The following is a 16,328-nucleotide window of genomic DNA, read 5'->3' on the forward strand; positions in this document are numbered from 1 at the left end:
ATAATTTTAATATGGATGTTTTTAAAGGTTTAAAGAATACACATACTGAAATCAAACGAATCAATGGCTATCTCAAAGAAGTTGTTACATTCTTAGATGATACCGGTAAGCCAATTGGTCATGTTATCAATCCACTAATGGTTGAATTAAGACTACGTGATGTCTCACAAATTTTTGTAGGGGCCTTTCTTGTGGCCTCACCATTGTGTTTTACTGAAGAAGTATGGAATCTTAGTGTAAGTTTGAAGTTTGATAATATCTATTATCTACTAGCATCTTCAATTGTTATTGTTACTTGCTTTGTCTACTTTAACTTCTACCGTTTTAAGCTTAAGGGAAATGTCGCAGAGTTTATTAAGAGAATTTTTGCGATTTACTTAATCACAACTTCTAGTGTTGTATTCATTCTATTTTTGATTGATAAATTTCCCGTAATGACCGATCCAATTCTAGCTTTTAAACGCACAGTAATTATTGCATTCCCAAGCATCTTTGGAGCGGCCATCACAGATTATTTGAAGTAATTAGAACTTAGTATCTTTTTGTCCACAGTGTGGCATATTTGATGCATATGGATTGTGAACTTTATCCTGTTTAGAAGAATTTTGTACCCACTTCTTCTTAACCATAGGACATGAGTAAGCATTATACTTCTCACCTACATCATATGTATTAATGATATGAATTAGTGCCATTGAAACTAAGTGGTAACTTTGATTGTTTTCAGCAGTTGTTTTTGAAGCTTGAATTTCAGAAAGCTTTGTTTTTGAAAAAGTTAGAAGCTTCTTAATTTTCTCATCACTAATCTTATCAATTGCTGTTGAAAGCTTCTTTGCAGCTTCCTCAACTTTTGCCCCATCGTATTCAAAGAAGCTTGCATGAAGTGTTTCATTTAATTCGAGAACTTTAACAACTTCTTTTTTTGTGTTTGGTGCCATCTCAATACGGCCAGCAGCAAATAAATTAAAAGCAATCATACTTACAATAATAAATTTATTCATGTGTTTCTCCTTTAAGGTTCTTTTGTTCAAAATATGAATATGTAATAGGAACAACAAATAATGTAATTAACTCAACAAGCATCCCTCCAAGCGTAGGAATGGCCATCGGCTTCATAACTTCGCTTCCTGTACTTGTCGACCACATAATAGGAACTAAGGCCACGACAGTCGTTGTCGTAGTCATAACAAGAGGTCTAATACGTCTAGAACCTGCATTGACGATTACTTCCTTAAGCTCACTCCAATTTCTTGGTTTAATTGTTTTAAACTCTTCTTGCAGATAGGTCATCATAACGACACCATCATCGACAGCAATACCAAATAAGGCAATAAAACCAACCCAAACGGCAACAGACGTATTAAAGCCTCCAATCCAAAGCAGAATTAGACCACCTGCAAATGCGATTGGAACGGCACTAAAAACAATTGCAGCATTACGTAGATTTTTAATCCCAAAATAAATAATGATTAAATTTATAACAAGCGCTAGAGGAACAAGAAGCATCAGTCGATTATTAGATCGTACCTGATTTTCATATTGCCCGGCCCAAACTAAAGAATATCCTTTAGGGAGTTCTACTTTTTCTTCTACCGCCTTCTTAGCTTCTTCCACAAAACCAATTAGATCACGATCTTGAACATTTAAAAGTACAAGTGAGCGCAGCATTCCATCTTCAGATTGAATCATAGCAGGACCAGTTACAACTTCAATCTTAGCAAGCTGTTCTAATGGAATATGCTGACCAAGTGGACTAGGTACAAGTACCTTCTTTAACTCGTCAATACGATCTCTTAGCTCTTTCTTATAACGTACGCGAATTGGAAATCTTTGTCTGCCATCATAAAATTGCCCGATCGTCATACCGCCGACTGCAGTTTGAAGAATTTTATTTATCGTTCCAGTATTAATCCCATAGCGACTTGCGGCCACACGATCAATATCAAATTCAATATAAGGTTTACCTGTGATCTGTTGTGCATAGACCCCACTTGCACCTTTGATGCCCTCAAGAACATGGCCAATTTCTTGTCCAATCTTTTCTAGCTTTTCGAGGTTATCCCCAAAGATTTTCACACCAATTTGCGTTTTAATTCCTGTAGAAATCATGGCGATTCTATTCTCAATTGGAAATAGCCACGCGTTTACAAGGCCAGGAACTTGTAGCTGTTGATCAAGCTCAGCCATAATATCGTAAATCGAAGTTCCACTTGGCCACTGATCTTGAGGGATAAGTTTTACAACTGTTTCAAACATTGCAACCGGAGCAGGATCGAGTGCCGTTTCAGCACGCCCTAGTTTTCCTATCGCACTCGCAACAAGAGGATGCTTAACTAGCTCCTTGTCTGTATAGGCCAAAAGCTCTCGTGCCTTTGTCATCCCAACATCAGCAGTAGTTACAGGCATATAAAGAATTTCCCCCTCATTAAGTGAAGGCATAAACTCTTTACCAAGTTGAGAATATGCAATCCCTCCGAGGATGAAAATTAGAGTTGGGAAAATTGCAAAGAACTTTCGATTATCCAGAAGCCAACTAAGCACTGGCTGATAAGTATTAATAATTTTTAAGCTGACAGGGTTTTTCTCTATCGGCTTAAGCTTTCCTTTTAAGAAGAAAACACTTAGGGCCGGAACAAGAATAATAGCAACCACAACAGAGCCAAACATTGCCAGTGTCTTTGCCCAAGCAAGTGGACCAAAGAGTTTCCCTTCACTTCCTTCTAATCCAAATACAGGTAAGAAAGTTACAATTGTTGTGGCAACAGCTGTTAAAATAGCTGGACCAACCTCACGGGCTGCCTTAACTACAATTTCAACACGCTCAGACTTAGAAAGATCTCGATCTTCACTTGCAAGGCTTGAATAGATATTTTCAGTCATGATAATACCCATATCCACCATTGAACCAATAGCAATAACAAGCCCAGATAAACTCATAACATTAGAGTCAATACCAATAAATTTCATGAGAATGAAACTTATACCAACACCAAATGGTAGAGTTAGCGATACTAAGATTGAAGATTTAAAGTGAAGTAAGAATAGTAAAATAACAATAACAGTTATCACAATCTCTTGCGCTAAGGCAGAATAAACTGTTCCAATTGTTCTTTCAATTACCTCTGTTCGGTCGTAGAAAGGACTAAAAATAACGCCTTTTGGAAGTCCGGCCTTAACAATTTCAATTTTCTCTTTTACATTATCAATGACTTCTTTTGGATTTTCTCCAAATCGCATTGTAACGATACCACCAACAGCTTCTGTTCCGTCTTTATCAAGTGCTCCACGACGAAAAGCAGGACCTGTACCAACACTTGCCATGTCTTTAATTCGAATAGGAGACTTATTCTTTACAGCAACGACAACATTTTCAATATCTGTAAGTGACTTGAAGAATCCTTTACCACGAACAATAAATTCACGATCACCATCTTCAATAACTTCTGCTCCAACATCAATATTACTATCTTGAATAGCTTGAATAATAGATGTCAGATGAATGTCATAGGCAATAAGTTTATTAGGATCAACATCGATTTGATACTCTTTAACAAATCCACCAATACTTGCGACTTCACTTACTCCCTCCACACTTTGAAGAAGATAACGAACGTAGAAGTCTTGTAATGTTCTCAACTCTTCTAATGACAACGGCTTTTCATTATCTGAAGCGTTCTCGAGTGTATACATATAAACTTGGCCAAGACCTGTTGCATCCGGTCCCATTGCAGGATTTACGCCTTCAGGTAGTTCATTCTTTGCACTTGTAAGCTTTTCTAAAACACGAGATCTCGACCAGTAAAAATCAACATCATCATTAAAAATGACATAAATCGTAGAGAAACCGAATGCAGAAGTTCCGCGAATATTTTTAACTCCAGGAATTCCCTGAAGAAGAACACTTAAAGGATAAGTAATTTGTTCTTCAATATCCTTAGGTGATCTTCCTGCCCAATTTGTGAAAACAATTTGCTGATTTTCTCCAATATCTGGAATTGCATCAATTCGTGCTGTCGATAAGCTAAAGACAGAAAGTAGTGCAACTAAGATAAAAATTAGTACTACAGTGACACGATTTCGAATGGATAATTCAATAATATTCTTAATCATTAGTATGCCCTTGATGAGGATCAGATGTACTCATATCCTCATATCCACCAAAAAGTTGTGCTTGAGCATCAAGAAGGAAGTTTCCTTCGATAACAACTTGATCCCCATCTTTAAGTCCCTCTTTAACCTCAACATAGCCTTCTGACTCATGCCCCGTTTTAATAACGACTGACTTAAACTCTTTATCACTAACCTTTACCCATGCAACTTTTCTCTTTCCAGTATCAATAACAGCAGATCGTGGAATTACGAGAGGCATTCCCTCTAATTCAAAAGTAATTTGAGCATTTGCAACCATTCCAGGCTTTAGTTTCCCTTCCTCATTTTGAATCGTAGCGCGAACCTTTAATGTTCGAGACTGCTGATCAAGAACAGGGCTAATAAAATCCACCTCACCCTTTGTCGTCTTTCCAGGGATTGCAATAAATTCTAATTCAACAGTTTGACCTAATTGTACTAGGGCAGAATCCTGCTCATAGACATCGAGTTCGACCCAAACATCACTTAGGTTTGAAAGTTCAAAGAAGTTTTGTCCTTCTTTAAAATATGTACCAACTGTAGCACTTCTTTTTTGTACAATTCCTGTAGCAGGCGAATAGATTGTGATCTTATTCGGAACAGCACCAGACTTTGCCCATGCTTCATATTGTTCTTTTTTTATCCCCCACAGCTCAAGTCTTTCCTGACTTTGTAAATAAAGATCACGGAACTCACGTCCTTTATTCTTTAAGTATGTCTTTCGAGCTAGAATGTATTCTTCTCCTGCTGAAATTAATTTTGGACTGTAAATATCAACAACTGGATCACCTGTTTTAACAAAACTTCCTGTTGATTTCACATATACTTTCTCAACACGGCCATCGATTCTTGCCGGTATATTACTTTCCTTTTCTTCTGATTGCAGTACTTGACCTAGAAGTCTAATTTTCTTAGTCATCTTCATTGTCGTTACAGGAAAGTAAGATGGATTAAAATGTTTTAGTTGAGACTTTCTAAGTTTCACACTAGCAACAACTTTAGAAGCATTCTCTTTTTGTGTATTAACTTTAACCATTGGAGACCCATCCATTGGACAGACATCTTCTTTCTCACTTGTTACATCTGGAAAGTCCTTACAACGCCAAAGATCCTTTTGTGGTTCATTTTGTGTCATGGCAGAATGGTCATGATCATCTTCAACTTCAACTTTAGTTAAGTTCATATGACAGATTGGACACTTTCCAGGCTTATCTTCCTTAATCTGTGGGTGCATTGAGCATGTATAATAAGTTTTAACCTTAGATTCACTATGTGTACTAGTTTCCTCTTTCGGCGAACAAGCAACAAATCCTAAAAGTGTTGTGAAAGTAATAATTTTAAGTAATTTATTCATAGAGAGACTCTCCAAGAGTGTATTTATAATCAACTTTAGAAGTTGCTAATTGTGCTTCTAGCATGACTTTTTTTAATAAAATTGTTTGCAGTCGCAATTCACTCTGCAAAAGCTCTACATATGAGCTATTGCCACGACCGTAAGATTTTGAAGTGATTGATCGCGAGTTTTTAGCGAAGTTTACAGACTTCTTAGTAATAATTTGTAACTCCGCTTTTAATTTTTCAATATCATCTTTAATAATATTTAAATCACGATTCTTCTTAAGCTTGTAATCTTCCAATTTCTTGATTGCGGCATAGCGATTTGCAACAGCTGCACCTTTTCCACCACTTTTGTCATCTGAAACCGGAATAGGAAATGTTATTTGTGCTCCAACGAAGTCACCATTCTTATCTATTTCATCTGAACGAAATGTATAACCTAAAGAGACTGTAATATCTGGAATATAAGCAAGATTAGCTTGTTCAACAGCAAACTCTCCTGCTATCTTTCCTTCTTCGAGGGCCTTAAGACGATTATCTTTTATATCCTCTTTCATAGACTTATCTAATAAACTCCAAGGAACACTTTTGTAATCAAAGCTAGTAGCACGATCTCCAAGTAAGTATTTGAGCTGTGCCTTATTCTGTTTTAATTCGAAAGTCTTATTACTTAGTTCACTTTCAATTTCTGACTTTCTAATTTGAATATCAAGTAGAGCTTGCTGAGTAATGCGTCCATTTGAATAGAGCTTCTTACTTACTTTCAGAATATTATTAATCCATGCTATGTTTTCTTTTAAAATGAATAGCTCGCTTTCAATTTTACGATTCCCAATAACATTTCCCCATAAGGCCTTAACAAGTGCTTGCTCATAATCAAGTGCAGAAAAATTCATGGCCCTTGCTTGAGCATTCATACTTTCAGATGCTTTGCCGTACTTGTTGGAAAGAGCAATCTTCTGAGAAATACCTAGCTCTAGGCCAGTCATTGGAGTTTGGTTGTAATCGAGAGTCTCCACCGGAAAGTTCTTGGCAGCAACCTTAAACATTGGGTCCCCCCAAGAACTTTTTTGTTTTGAAGACTCAACAAGAGATTTAGCACTTCCCTTAATGGCCTCAACACTATTGTGATTAGCTAATTCTCCAACGGCTTGCTTAAAGCTGAAGGCCATGGTGCTAGTAGAAATACAAATGATTAAAGCAGACTTAAACATAATAAAACCTATGACTTTGCTGATTTTTTTAGAAGTTCCATGATCTCACTGATTTTTTCTTCAGAATCCTTTTCAGAACCTGATTTGATGGCCTTCATAACACAACTATTCAAATGTGATTCTAGAATCACATGTTCAAGCCCCTTTAGAGCACTTCTTATGGATTTAATCTGAGTAAGAATATCAACACAATACTTACCATCTTCAATCATATTCTTAATTCCACGAACTTGACCTTCAATACGATTAACTCTTGTTAATGTTGATTTGTGATCTGGGTGCTTACTCATATTAATTTCCTTATTCTTAAACTATTTGAAACAACTGAAATACTACTTAGTCCCATGGCAACACTTGCAAGTACTGGAGGCATTGTCGGCCCACCGAAGATAACAAGCACACCAGCGGCAATTGGAATTAGTAATGTATTATAAATCATTGATAAGAAGAGATTTTGCTTGATGATCTTCATTGTCCCTTTAGCAAGTTCAATGAATTCAACTGCCTTGGCTATATCACCTTTAACAATCGTCACATCTGATGCACTAATAGCAACATCAGTCCCAGTTCCCATTGCCATTGAAAGATTTGCCTTTGCGAGAGCTGGCGCATCGTTAATTCCATCACCAATCATAGCAACCTTACGTCCTTCTTTTTGTAGACGCTCAATTTGAGAAGCTTTTCCAAGAGGCAGTGCTCTAGCGATAAAGTGATCAACACCCACTTCTTCACTAACACTTTTTGCAACGATTTCGTTATCACCAGTAATCATCCAAGTCTCAATTCCAAGAGATTTGAAATGATCGATGGCCTCTTTCGCACTAGGCTTAATCTCATCACCTACAATCAGTGTAGCAACATGTTCTTTATTTCGAGCAACAAAGATGAAACTTCCGATCTTATCCGATTCCAAATCAACATCGCGTTTGATTCTTAAATCATCTAAGAGCGACTCGTTTCCAATTTGGTATTCGATATCGTCGATATCAGCGATAATTCCCTTACCTTTTATAACTTCAAAACCATCTGGTTCATTTAAGTTAACACCTTTTTCTTTTGCAAAATTTAAAACGGCCTTTGCAAGAGGGTGCTCTGAAAATTGCTCAATAGAAGCAAGGTGAGCAAGAATTTGTTTTTCATCCTCTCCTTCTTTATAAAGTGAATCAATAACACTTGGGCGTCCAAATGTAATTGTCCCTGTTTTATCAAAGATCACTGTATCAATTTCAACGGCCTTCTCAATTACTTCTCCTCCACCAATAAGGAGACCTTTCAAAGATGCTCGACCAGTTGAAACAACAACAGCAGTAGGTGTTGCGAGTCCAAGAGCACAAGGACAGGCAATAACAAGAACTGCAATAAAATTAGAAATTGAATTCCCCCATCTTGGCTCTCCTCCATAGAAGTACCAAGCAAGAAAAGTCACAACAGCTATAACAATAACCACTGGAGTGAAGACTCCACTAATTTTATCTGCATATTTTTGAATATTTGGTTTAGAAGACTGGGCCTCTTCAACGAACTTGATAATTTGAGAAAGGAAAGTATCACTACCAACTTTTGTGGCCTTATAATCAATAACGTGATCACCATTGATTGTTCCAGCAAAGACTTGCTCCCCCTCTCCTTTAGTGACAGGTAGAGGTTCTCCAGAAATCATCGATTCATCAATAGCACTACTACCTTTAATGATCTTCCCATCAACTGCAAATTTCTCACCAGGACGAACTCTTAAAGTATCCCCAGCCTGAACTTCACTGATAGCAACTTCCACAAATGAGTCACCTTTTAAGATCGTCGCTTTTTTTGCTGACAATTTAAAGAGATCATTAAGGGCCTCTTTCGTTTTCTTCTTCGCTCTTTCTTCAAAGTACTGTCCTAAGAAAACAAATGAAGTAATGAATCCAACGGCTTCAAAATAGACTCTAGTTGTTAAGCCTAGTTCAACACTTAAATTTGTAAATACTGTGATAAAAACACTATAAAGAAAAGCCGCTGTTGTCCCTAATCCAATAAGGGTATTCATATTGGAGCGACCACTTTTTAGAAATTGTAGAAGTGAGCGTTGGAATTTTAAACCAATCCATGCCCAAATTGGTGTCGTTAAAACTAACTGAATATACCAATTAGCTTTTTTACTTGGCCATCCTTTAAGTGGCCCCATCTCAAACATAAAGACCGCAATAGCAAGAGTCATCCCAATCACAAACTTATGGAAATTATCCTTTTCAATTGATTTTACAGGAGCTGACTCACTTAGCATCTCTTCTTCGGATTGAATTGTATAACCAAGTTCAACAATTTTATTTTCAATATCATCTAAGACATTCTTATTCTCAAATTCAAAGTGACCACTTTCAATTGCATAATTTACACTTGAAAGTTTAACTCCATCAATTTTTGAAACTTCACTTTCAATAGAAGCTGCACAACTTGCACAGCTCATACCTGAAATTTTTAAGTTTACACTATTTTGTGTTTCCACTCTGTCTCCTAAGCCTCAAGCTTTTTCATGCTTGTTACAGGAAATCCGATTTCCCCTAGCATTGACTTGATTTGCATATTTGAAAAACCTTGCTCTCCACTAACAAGAACTTCCTGGTTTTCGATATCAACATTTATATTTGTCACTCCTGTAAGCTCCTTTAGTTGCTTTTCAACCTTACCTACACATCCCCCACACTTAATTCCACTGACAACAAATTTAACTGTTTTCACTTCATCTCTCCTCTCTAAGAATAACTAAAACCATATACCCCTATAGGGTATATTAAAATATTACGCCTCTCCTAAAAATAAAGCAATTAAAGATTGGTTAATTGACATAGAAATGACAAAGGCCCTAAGAAAAGGGCCCTAAGTGACTGAATTAATTTATATCTAAATAGTTATTTCTGACTCGGTAATTTGGGGCCAACAAAACGATCATCATTATAGACCATATCAACACTTGAAGGGCCTCGTAATTCCTCAACGGTTTTATGGGCCAATAATGCTACGATCATCTCATCTGGTTTCATTTGATTAAAAATATGTCCAATAATTGATTTTCTGAGCTTGTCATCATCTTCACAACAAATAAGCTCTCTAATACTAGGTCCTGCTACTTCATTCGACTTTACCTCTATCACTGTTTCCTCTTGTATGGGGCCGACAAATTCTTGTCCAAACTCCTGAACTTCAAGACAGCGAACTTGTGCAACTTCACCACAGCGAAGTAAATTATCCAATTGCGAGTCCTGTGCGAAACTAATTGACGAATATGCCAGTGCAAAATAGAGAATACCGAATTTAATCAAGATCATGCTTCCTCCTGGCCAACGTACAACATTCAAGTTAGCAAGATGATCAATAATGTATATTGTAACCTTCTTTTGAAAATCAATAAGATAAGATTCTAAGCTACTGAAATCTCAATACTAACGTTAACATGTTAACAATAATTTTTGACTAGTTTTTCGGGCAAAGAGGCATGTCAGGATCTTTCTGACAGAGGTAGGCCTTGAGAATCTCATTCTCTTCTTTTAGAGTTTCAACTTGCTCTTCTAAGGATGCTACTCGACGAGAAATCCCTTCTTGCATAAGATTTAGCATACGCTTATTTTCTTCAATCTGACTTTGCTGCTCTTTTGTCGCATTAATAAGGGCCAAGAAGATTGGATCGTTATCAACTGTTAGATAATCATCAGTTGTCGTTCTAACTGCTTCAGGAATCACTTTTTGAATCTCTTGTGCAATGAAACCAGAGTGCTCCCTTTCGTTTAAAATTCCAAGAGCGTTATTATCTTTATAACGATACTTAATTGTATCAATAGCCATAATAGCATCTAGGCCGTAGCTAAACTCACCAGTGATATCTTTTAAGCGTGCATCAGAGTATGTGGCCCAAGAACCACCACCTGGTTTTGCGGCCGTTCCGTTAACAACAAGTCTTTCTCCGGCTTCGGCCAATTGAACACTTGCAGACGTACCAATTGCAACCCCACGATAGTGAGTGCTATCACCAACATCTGGTTGAAGATGAAGTGTTGAAAAGTAGCCGCCATACGTGTCCGTTGTAGTATGTCTAGCGAGGATCCACGCCCTTCTTCCGTTTAAATCGCCATTAGTCCCGATCTCAACGGCGTTATTACTATTAGAAAATTTCGCAACAATATTACCTTGGGCAATACTAGTTGGATATGAAGCAGTATTGTCTCCTGCGTGAGCATGCATCGTAGCCGCAGGGTTTGTCGTTCCCACTCCTAGCTTTCTTGACGAGCTTAGAGTCATTGCATAGATATCATCAAACTGAGAAGTCGCATCTTTTGAACCATCATCATCTGTATCAAAAGTGAAATATAGCTTCCCTTCATCAAGTCCAAGCCTAAAGTCATCTGCATTAACTGAATTATCTTCAAGAACAAGTCCTGGCCTATAGGCAAAAATTCTAACATCTGATGTATTATTGGCAGCAGTAGCATCTTCAAAAAGCGCCATTGAACTTCCATTATCAGAAACTCGTCTTACTTCAAATTTTGAACTTGGTGTCACTGTTCCGACTCCAACGTTTGCAGATTCACTTATATAAAAATCGGGATCAGCATCGCCAAAAGTTGCAGTATTGGCCTTAAGTCCCAGTCCTTTACTTTGACCTGATTGAATAAGTCCTGCACCATTTCCACCATTAAGACTTACATCAAGTCCCATATATAAACCTTGATTATTATCTCTTACAGAAATAAATTTATCATTTAAGCTACCATCTCCAAAAAGTGCAACATTACCGTTAGTTCCAACATCTAGAGTTGTACGTGGTATCGTTTTTCCAATCCCAACATTACCAATTACAGGATTTAAAAGAAGGTCGTGAACTGCTGCCCCTGAAGATTGAGTTTGGATAATCTTCTTTCCGGCAGAATCGATATAAACATCAAGATATTCATCATTTGTCCCATCACTATTCTTATCAGCAATTAGTCGAATACCTTCATAATTATCAGCGACTCCACTTTGCTGAATTGAAAGACGTGCAGAAGGAGCAGTCGTTCCCATTCCAATCTTTCCTGATGCATGATCCACAACAAGACTCTTACTACCCGCGAGATCTTCTTTTTGCCCCGTAAAAATTTGCACATTTCTAAGGTTTGAATTTGCTCTAATTTTAAAATTAGAAAGTGGAAGGCCTCCTGTATCAACTGCACCACTGGCCTTAGTGAAAGCGCCATTAGGCTTAGTAATTTTCCAAGTGATGATATTATTAGTAATATTCACATGGCCTTTTAAGCCCTTCTGTCCAGAGACATAAGTGTGACTAACATTTCCAAGGACAGTTGAAACACCAGCAATTGTCTTTCTAATCGTCTGCTCATTATCACCTTCATGTGAAACACGGTAATAGTTATTACTATCTAAACCAAATTGAAATGGATCTGAACCAGTACTGTCAAAGTCAAATGTAATATTGATTCCTGTGGCCGTTGCACCAGCGGAAAAATCGTAAGCAGTATCACTCCACTCACTTGCAGCAACAAGAAACATTGGATCAATTGATTGAACACTAGTTCCCTTAATTGTTCCCACGACATCTAATGTCGTAGTTGGTGTTGTTGTTCCAATCCCTACCTTCCCAACACTCTCTGCAAGGATGACATCACCATCACCTTGTAAAATCATCGAACTTCCTGCACCAGCATCAGAAACATCAAATGTAGCATTCCCACCATCAATTCCAATAACAAGATGCTCATTAGTTCCACCTTGATCTGTATCCGTTAATCTAAATGTTGGAGCAGTTGAAGCGACATTTAATAGTGAACCAGGAGTAGCTGTTCCGATACCTACATTACCTGAGTTATCAACTGTCATCTTAGTTGTGCCACCAGTTTGAAAATTGATCACTCCTGTTCCATTGACATCAGTATCAGCAGAGATTGTATTATCTGCAATATTAGAAGATGATGACGAGTTAACCCCAGTTAGACTTGAACCATCCCCTATAAAAGCTGTTGCTTTTACATTACCGCTAACTTCCAGTTTTTCACTTGGAGTCGTTGTTCCAAGACCGAGATTACCTGCTTTTGTATAATAAAGACTTCCACGAATTCGAGAGTACTCTTTAACATTTAAAACGGCTGTTAAGTCAACATCGTCTTCATTGATAAACTTAAAGGCATCAGCATCTGCTTGTGATCGAAAGCCTTGAAAACCAATATTATTAGCATGAAATGTACTATCCGCATCGTAGCGTAGTGCCCACCATGTCTCACCTTTATAAGTAATTTCAGCTAGAGCAATTTTTGCATCAACGCGATAAGCGTTTGTGATCTCTCCTACATCTGTATAAACAGATGATGTATCAATCACAACATCAACAAAGTAAGGACGAGGGATGGCCGTGGCACTTCCACGATGTCCGTAGATGCGTCCATAGACCTTGTCTTCACTAGATGACTTAGCAAGTAAGAAGTAAGAAAGATTAGTATAATCGTAATTAGCGTAAGTGACCTGCTCACTTGTATAAAAACCAGAAAACTCAGCATCACCATCAACTGATAATTTTGCAGTTGGTGCCGTTATACCAATTCCGACATTTCCTGTTTCATCAATTGTCATTCTCGTAATATTATTTGTTCTTAGTCCGTACTTATGATTAGTCATGGCACCAGAGAAGGCTTCTCCTGCGATACTTGTTCCCATTGCAAATTCAATATCATTTGCTACATCTCGACCACCATAGAATGCTCCACCACTTCCTTGAACCATAACCATTCGATCGGCCGCAATACCAACTGTTGCAGAAGCTTCAGGAGTAATCCCAGGCTCTTGAAATAAAGCGATAAAATCATTTCCGTCGACTGCATCATCAGCAACAACATGAAGTTTTCTTGTAGGATTTGCCGTCCCAATACCTACATTGCCACCAGTGTATGAAATATCACTTCCACTAGTCGCCCACTGAGTCGCGCGATCATCAACATAAGTTTTAATCGAACTAACAGAAGGTGCTTGACCAGTTTCTGTTCCGGCCATTGAGTTAATCACAAGATTAGAGTTTGCTGCAATGGAAGTAGCATGAGCACTTAATTGCCCTTGAACTTTTCCAAATGCTTCTAAGATTGTATCTGTTGCCACAACACTTGAAGCGACTCCTATTGCATATCCAGTAAGTGCAACATCAAGAGCAGGGTTATAATTAATGATTGAATCCGCAAGCTTATCACCTGCTCCAACTTGAGCAATCTTGCCATTTGTTGTTCCCACATCAACTGCAAGAGTTCCAGTTGAAGTAATGGTTCCACCTGTAAGACCAGTTCCTGCTGCAACAGAAGTAACAGTTCCGCCACTTCCTGTCGGCCATGAAGTACGACAATCACCACCAATACAAAGCTGTGTCCCTTTAACTTTACCTACAACTTCAAGCATCTCAGATGGATTGATTGTCCCAATACCAACACGCCCATTAGAATTTGTCGTTAGAACTTTACTCCATCCAGACCAAGTACCATTATAGCGATAACGTAAGTACATATCTGTACCATTGTAAGGAATCGCATATTGAGTCAGATTACCACTACCATTTTTTGTAATATATTCGTATGAGAATGTATGGAAATAATATGAAGGTCCTGGCCCATTTGGTGCATCCCCCATTAAAAGAGTGTTACCACTTCCAGGCCTTGCGTTACTAATATCATTCCAATCAAGAACTCCAGAAGTTGTTCTTGCACCAAAACCACCTGTAATTTGTCCATCAACTTCAAGTGCTGTTAATGGCGAGTTCGTTCCAATACCAACTCGTCCGCTATCAAAGTAGATATCACTTGCCGAATTAGTCCATTGAGATTGATTAACACCTGCAATCTCAGTTGTGACATAATTTTTCATGGCGGCCACAGAAGCAGCTTGCCCAGTCTCACTTCCCGCTGTCGAGTTAATAACGAGTGTTGAATTTGAGGCTATGGAAGATGCATGGGCATCAAGTTGTCCCTGTACTTTAGCAAATGCCTGTAAGATTGTATCTGTAGCTACAATACTTGAAGCAGCTCCTGTTACATATCCAGTCAAGGCAACATCAAGTGCAGGATTATAATTAATAATTGAATCCGCTAGCTTATCCCCTGCTCCAACTTGAGCAATCTTGCCATTTGTTGTTCCCACATCAACTGCAAGAGTTCCTGAAGAAGTGATCGTTCCACCTGTAAGTCCCGTGCCACCAGTTACAGAAGTTACAGTTCCTGCATTTCCTGTTGGCCAAGCTGTGCGACAGTCGGCCCCAATACAAACTCCTGTTGCTTTTATATTTCCTGCAACATCTAATTTTTGTGTTGGCACTAAAACACCAATACCTACTCGCCCTGCATTTGTAACTGCTAAACTTTCAATTTGAGTTGCATCCACATCACTTACAATTCTTAGTGAATGATAAGCATTATTGACGCCTTCGTTTGCAATAAGAAGACCCGACATATTAGAAAGATTTGTAAGACTTGAGATATCAGCATCAGTTGCACCAAAGCGCATGATATTTAAGTCATTGGCCGTCCCAACGACGTGTAGTGGCCCCATCGGAGTATTTGTTCCAACACCAACATAGCCAGTGTTAAAATAAATATCCAATCCCGAATCTGTCCATTGCGAAGAAGTTATCCCTCCAGTCTGAGAAGTCACATAAGTTTTAACAGCATTTACAGAAGGAGCAATTGTCGTTTGCACCCCACTCATATCATCAGTTACTTTTGCATCTGCAATTGTCCCGGCCGTTGTATCAACATAAGTCTTAACAACATTCTCAGTCGCAACAGCAGAAGTCGCTCCAAGAGGGCCTGCACTATTAACAGTCAAACCAACATCACCTGGAGTTGCGCCAGTCTTGTTAATCTTTGACCAAGAAATCGCTGCATTCGTATTGATATCAGCATCCACAATTAGGTTATCTTGAATATCACTTGCCGTTGTTGAAGGAGGAGTCGTTGTTCCTCCTGTTACTCGTCCATAGTCGTCAACAGTTACAGAATAATATGTATCCCCTGTCACAACAGTTGGAAGACCGATCACTCCCGCATTATTCACAAGAGTTGAATCAACACTTACTGTTGCAGTTTGATCCACACACACAAATTCATTTAAATTATTAATTGAGACAACTTGTCCGTCTGAACAAGTACTTTTGAAATCAACACTATCAGGTGTGATAGCATCATTTGCAATAGTTTCGGCAAGAGCAGCATGATTGGCATAGACCGCAATTGGTGTCGCTAAGATATTTTGAGAATCATAGACAACTGGATTCATCGTATCCGTTATGTCTGTTACCTGAATCACTAAAGTTTCATTTGTTGGAATACCATCGATCACAGTAGCAATACCTGCGAAGTCTAACTCAACAGTATAAATACCATTTGAAAGAGCAACTGCATTGATTGTCTGAGTTCCCCTATTACTACCAGGAGAGCCAGAGTAATAGAGATCAAATTTAAGATCAGGAGTTCCTGTAACCGGTGTGCCATTTGTTAGAACAAGACGGCCAGAGTAGCCAAGCTTAGTCGTCGATGCAATAGCACTTAGGTTTAAGAATACCCCTAAACAAATTGCTAAAATAAATGTTAATTTTCGACTAACGTACAACCAAGATCCCCTGTTAATACAGTGGCTTATCGTCAGTATAGA

The 16,328-nt window shown here is 38.2% G+C and carries 10 protein-coding genes; 1 reads left to right on the top strand and 9 read right to left on the bottom strand.

The annotated features are described in order from the left end of the window. Positions 1-11 precede the first annotated feature (11 nt). On the top strand, positions 12-524 hold the full coding sequence (locus tag ACMAYL_RS12080) for a DUF2391 family protein (RefSeq protein WP_103218149.1): 513 nt from the start codon (positions 12-14) through the stop codon (positions 522-524). Here ACMAYL_RS12080 and ACMAYL_RS12085 read toward each other — a convergent pair whose 3' ends face one another. From ACMAYL_RS12085 to ACMAYL_RS12125, 9 genes are all read right to left on the bottom strand, one after another. After that, positions 525-1,001, bottom strand: a complete 477-nt coding sequence (locus tag ACMAYL_RS12085) for a hypothetical protein (RefSeq protein ID WP_392992611.1) — start codon at positions 999-1,001, stop codon at positions 525-527. Beyond that, positions 994-4,110, bottom strand: coding sequence for an efflux RND transporter permease subunit (locus ACMAYL_RS12090; RefSeq protein ID WP_103218151.1), 3,117 nt, complete (start codon positions 4,108-4,110; stop codon positions 994-996). The genes ACMAYL_RS12085 and ACMAYL_RS12090 overlap by 8 nt, the downstream gene beginning before the upstream one ends. Next, positions 4,103-5,482 carry an efflux RND transporter periplasmic adaptor subunit gene (locus ACMAYL_RS12095; RefSeq protein WP_412471132.1) on the bottom strand — a complete coding sequence of 460 codons (1,380 nt, stop codon included), beginning with the start codon at positions 5,480-5,482 and terminating at the stop codon, positions 4,103-4,105. The genes ACMAYL_RS12090 and ACMAYL_RS12095 overlap by 8 nt, the downstream gene beginning before the upstream one ends. Beyond that, positions 5,475-6,680: a TolC family protein gene (locus ACMAYL_RS12100; RefSeq protein WP_103218153.1), complete on the bottom strand. Its 1,206-nt coding sequence runs from the start codon at positions 6,678-6,680 to the stop codon at positions 5,475-5,477. The genes ACMAYL_RS12095 and ACMAYL_RS12100 overlap by 8 nt, the downstream gene beginning before the upstream one ends. Positions 6,681-6,688: 8 nt before the next feature. Next, complete coding sequence (locus ACMAYL_RS12105; RefSeq protein WP_103218154.1) at positions 6,689-6,970, bottom strand: metal-sensitive transcriptional regulator; 282 nt, start codon at positions 6,968-6,970, stop codon at positions 6,689-6,691. Further along, the gene (locus tag ACMAYL_RS12110; RefSeq protein WP_103218155.1) at positions 6,967-9,165 is read right to left on the bottom strand and encodes a heavy metal translocating P-type ATPase; all 2,199 of its coding nucleotides are present in this window, start codon (positions 9,163-9,165) and stop codon (positions 6,967-6,969) included. The genes ACMAYL_RS12105 and ACMAYL_RS12110 overlap by 4 nt, the downstream gene beginning before the upstream one ends. Positions 9,166-9,173: 8 nt before the next feature. Continuing rightward, positions 9,174-9,398, bottom strand: a complete 225-nt coding sequence (locus tag ACMAYL_RS12115; RefSeq protein WP_103218156.1) for a heavy-metal-associated domain-containing protein — start codon at positions 9,396-9,398, stop codon at positions 9,174-9,176. 170 nt (positions 9,399-9,568) lie between these two features. Further along, positions 9,569-9,985, bottom strand: coding sequence for a hypothetical protein (locus ACMAYL_RS12120; RefSeq protein ID WP_103218157.1), 417 nt, complete (start codon positions 9,983-9,985; stop codon positions 9,569-9,571). A 145-nt stretch (positions 9,986-10,130) separates the two neighbouring features. Further along, a complete protein-coding gene (locus tag ACMAYL_RS12125; protein WP_412471133.1) occupies positions 10,131-16,286 on the bottom strand; it encodes a tail fiber domain-containing protein in 6,156 nt (2,051 codons plus the stop codon). Between the last annotated feature and the right edge of the window lie 42 nt (positions 16,287-16,328).

This window comes from Halobacteriovorax sp. RT-2-4, assembly GCF_047085445.1.
Lineage (GTDB): Bacteria > Bdellovibrionota > Bacteriovoracia > Bacteriovoracales > Bacteriovoracaceae > Halobacteriovorax_A.

What these genes read in the sequence shown, in the direction of transcription:
- ACMAYL_RS12080 (WP_103218149.1), top strand. Translation starts at nt 12, where the DNA reads ATGGATGTTTTTAAAGGTTTAAAGAATACACATACTGAAATCAAACGA.
- ACMAYL_RS12085 (WP_392992611.1), bottom strand. Translation starts at nt 1,001, where the DNA reads ATGAATAAATTTATTATTGTAAGTATGATTGCTTTTAATTTATTTGCT.
- ACMAYL_RS12095 (WP_412471132.1), bottom strand. Translation starts at nt 5,482, where the DNA reads ATGAATAAATTACTTAAAATTATTACTTTCACAACACTTTTAGGATTT.
- ACMAYL_RS12090 (WP_103218151.1), bottom strand. Translation starts at nt 4,110, where the DNA reads ATGATTAAGAATATTATTGAATTATCCATTCGAAATCGTGTCACTGTA.
- ACMAYL_RS12120 (WP_103218157.1), bottom strand. Translation starts at nt 9,985, where the DNA reads ATGATCTTGATTAAATTCGGTATTCTCTATTTTGCACTGGCATATTCG.
- ACMAYL_RS12100 (WP_103218153.1), bottom strand. Translation starts at nt 6,680, where the DNA reads ATGTTTAAGTCTGCTTTAATCATTTGTATTTCTACTAGCACCATGGCC.
- ACMAYL_RS12105 (WP_103218154.1), bottom strand. Translation starts at nt 6,970, where the DNA reads ATGAGTAAGCACCCAGATCACAAATCAACATTAACAAGAGTTAATCGT.